This window comes from Nocardia sp. NPDC003693, from assembly GCF_053981095.1.
In genome coordinates this window covers 63,561-66,168 of sequence record NZ_JBSFNO010000044.1, presented here as the reverse complement: position 1 = coordinate 66,168, position 2,608 = coordinate 63,561, and the positions used below count along the sequence as shown (strand labels likewise).

Genomic DNA, 2,608 nt, shown 5'->3' with positions numbered 1-2,608 from the left:
GATCGCCCTCGCGCTCGAGGCGGGTCACGCGGTCCCGAAGGCGACGCTCATCGACTGGATCTGGGGTGACAATCCGCCCGCGGACGCCGCGAATGTCAGGCCAGGGTGCGCATCCAGCCGTGGGCATCGGCGAACGTGCCGCGCTGAATCCCGGTGAGGGTGTCGCGCAGGGCCATCGTCACCTCGCCCGGCTCGCCGCCGCCGATGGTGAACTCGCCGTCGGCGTCCTTGACCCAGCCGACCGGGGTGATGACCGCGGCGGTGCCGCAGGCGAAGACCTCGGAGATCTCGCCGGACTCCGCGCCCTTGCGCCATTCGTCGATGGAGATCGTGCGCTCCTCGACCGGGTAGCCGGCGTCGGCGGCCAGGGTCAGCAGCGAGTCGCGGGTGATGCCGGGCAGCAGCGAACCGGACAGCGACGGGGTGACCAGGCGGGCCTCGGAGCCGGTGCCATAGACGAAGAACAGGTTGTTGGTGCCCATCTCCTCGACGTTCTTGCGCTCGACCGCGTCGAGCCACACGACCTGGTCGCAGCCCTGTTCGGTGGCCTGCTTCTGTGCCAGCAGCGAGGACGCGTAGTTGCCCGCGACCTTCGCCTCACCGGTGCCGCCGGGAGCCGCGCGCACGAACTCGGTCGAGAGCCACACCCGCACCGGCTTCACGCCGCGCGGGAAGTAGGCGCCGGCGGGCGAGCCGAGGAGCAGGTACTTGTACGCGGACGCGGGCTTGACGCCCAGCCCGGCCTCGGTCGCGAACATGAACGGCCGCAGGTACAGCGATTCCTCGCCACCGGCCGGCGGCACCCAGTCGGCGTCGACCTCGAGCAGCTGGCGGACCGACTCGATGAACAGCTCCGTCGGCAGCTCGGCCATCGCCATGCGCGCCGCGGACCGCTGGAAGCGCGCGGCGTTGGCGTCGACCCGGAAGGTCGCGATGCTGCCGTCGGCCTGCCGGTACGCCTTGAGCCCTTCGAAGATGGCCTGACCGTAGTGGAACACCATGGTCGCCGGGTCCATCGACAGCGGCCCGTAGGGCTCGACCTTGCCGTTGGTCCACTCACCGTCGCGGTAGTCGAGGGAGACCATGTGGTCGGTGAAGAACCGCCCGAATCCGGGGGCCGCGAGAATCTCCTGCCGTCGCTCCGCCGGTGTCGGGGCGGGATGCGAGATGCGGGTGAACGGCGCGGCAACTGTCATGACGTGGAGTCTAAATCGCCGCCGTCCGGAACGGGGAGCCGGTCCACCCGCGCCGTGTCTCGTTTGCCGGATCTCGCGGACGCGGCAGGTGATCCCGACCGGGCGGAATGCCGCCCACACGGACGATCATCGGCTCGGCAGCCACCTGCGCTCGTAGCCGAGGCGGCGCGCCGCCCGCGCGAGCCCGCCCAGCACCACCCGCTGCACGCTCGCCGGGATCCCGGCCAGATACCCGTCCTGGTACTCCCACAGCAGGGCCAGGGCCAGCGGATTGCGCGGCACGCCCGAGCGCGTGGTGCGCCCTGCCGCGTCGAGCGCCTGCCACAGCCGGAACATCTCCCAGTGCCGCAGCGGCGGCCGGATCTCGTGATCGATGACCACGCCGGGTGTCTCGCTCCAGAACTCGTGCACCGTCCCGGCGCCGGCCGCGAGCGAATCACCCTCGCCCACATGCTGTTCCACCCCGTCGATCCGGAACCGCAACCGGCCCGATCGCACGGTCCAGCGCTCGGCCAGCACCGGGTGCCAGTGCGGTCCCGCCTGCCGCCCCGGCGTGGGCAGCCGGTGTTCGAGTCGCAGGAACGGGCCCCGGTCGTCCGCTCCCTCCTCGACGAAGGTCACGGCGTGCCCGTTGCGGAAGGTGAGGGTCTGGTTGTCCATGTTCAAGATATAAAGGTAACCTTCGTATCGTGTCAACACCCACCCTGCTCAAGCTCCTGACCCAACTGACCCAGGCTTTCGAACAGGACCTGAACCGCGATCTCCGCGCGGAGCTGGACGAGACCCTGCGCCCCGCCCACTACGCCGTCTTTCGTCACCTGTCCCCCGAAGGCTCACGCGTGACCGCCCTCGCCGAGTCCGCGGGCATGACCCAGCAGTCCATGGGCGAGCTGGTCACCCACCTGGAACGCTGCGGCTACGTCGAACGCACCGTCGACCCCGCCGACCGCCGCGCGCGGGTGGTGGTCGCCACCGAGTCCGGCCGCGCCGCACTGGCTCTCGCGGGCCAGCGGATCACCGCGATCGAGCGGCGCCTGAGCGCCGACCTCGGCGAGGAGGGCTTGCGGGAGCTGCGGTCACTTCTCGCCCGCTCCCTGGGGTCGCTCCGAGGACACGAGAACCTCTGAGCACCTACAGCTTCCGACGCCGTCGCCCAACTCCGGCCCCGAGTGGCCTATGCCCGCAGATCATTCCGGAACCCAAGCTCGAGTGCAGAGAGCTGAGCGACCCGGGCTGAAGCCACGGCTGCGGCCAGCGCTGGAGGTGGGACTGCGGCTGGGACTGGGACGGAATCCCTCGCACACAGCCGTCCGGGGCTGGAGCCAGGGCCAGGGCTGGAGGTGGGGACTAGAGCTGGGGCCGGGCTGGAGCTGGGGACTGGGGCTGCGGCTCGGGGCTGGACTTGCGGGCTT

3 protein-coding genes are annotated in these 2,608 nt (G+C 70.7%); 1 reads left to right on the top strand and 2 read right to left on the bottom strand.

The annotated features are described in order from the left end of the window. Nucleotides 1-95: 95 nt before the first annotated feature. On the bottom strand, nt 96-1,196 hold the full coding sequence (locus ACWDOP_RS33215; protein ID WP_454206666.1) for a branched-chain amino acid aminotransferase: 1,101 nt from the start codon (nt 1,194-1,196) through the stop codon (nt 96-98). A 126-nt stretch (nt 1,197-1,322) separates the two neighbouring features. Beyond that, entirely contained in the window at nt 1,323-1,856 is a 534-nt protein-coding gene (locus tag ACWDOP_RS33210) for a cupin domain-containing protein (RefSeq protein WP_454206664.1), read from the bottom strand. Between the two features lie 29 nt (nt 1,857-1,885). Here ACWDOP_RS33210 and ACWDOP_RS33205 point away from each other — a divergent pair, with 29 nt between their 5' ends. Then, nucleotides 1,886-2,323, top strand: coding sequence for a MarR family winged helix-turn-helix transcriptional regulator (locus tag ACWDOP_RS33205; protein WP_456348217.1), 438 nt, complete (start codon nt 1,886-1,888; stop codon nt 2,321-2,323). Nucleotides 2,324-2,608: the final 285 nt, after the last annotated feature.

Bases quoted from the DNA above. Each gene is read 5' to 3' on its own strand.
- ACWDOP_RS33215 (WP_454206666.1), bottom strand. From the start codon at position 1,196: ATGACAGTTGCCGCGCCGTTCACCCGCATCTCGCATCCCGCCCCGACA.
- ACWDOP_RS33210 (WP_454206664.1), bottom strand. From the start codon at position 1,856: ATGGACAACCAGACCCTCACCTTCCGCAACGGGCACGCCGTGACCTTC.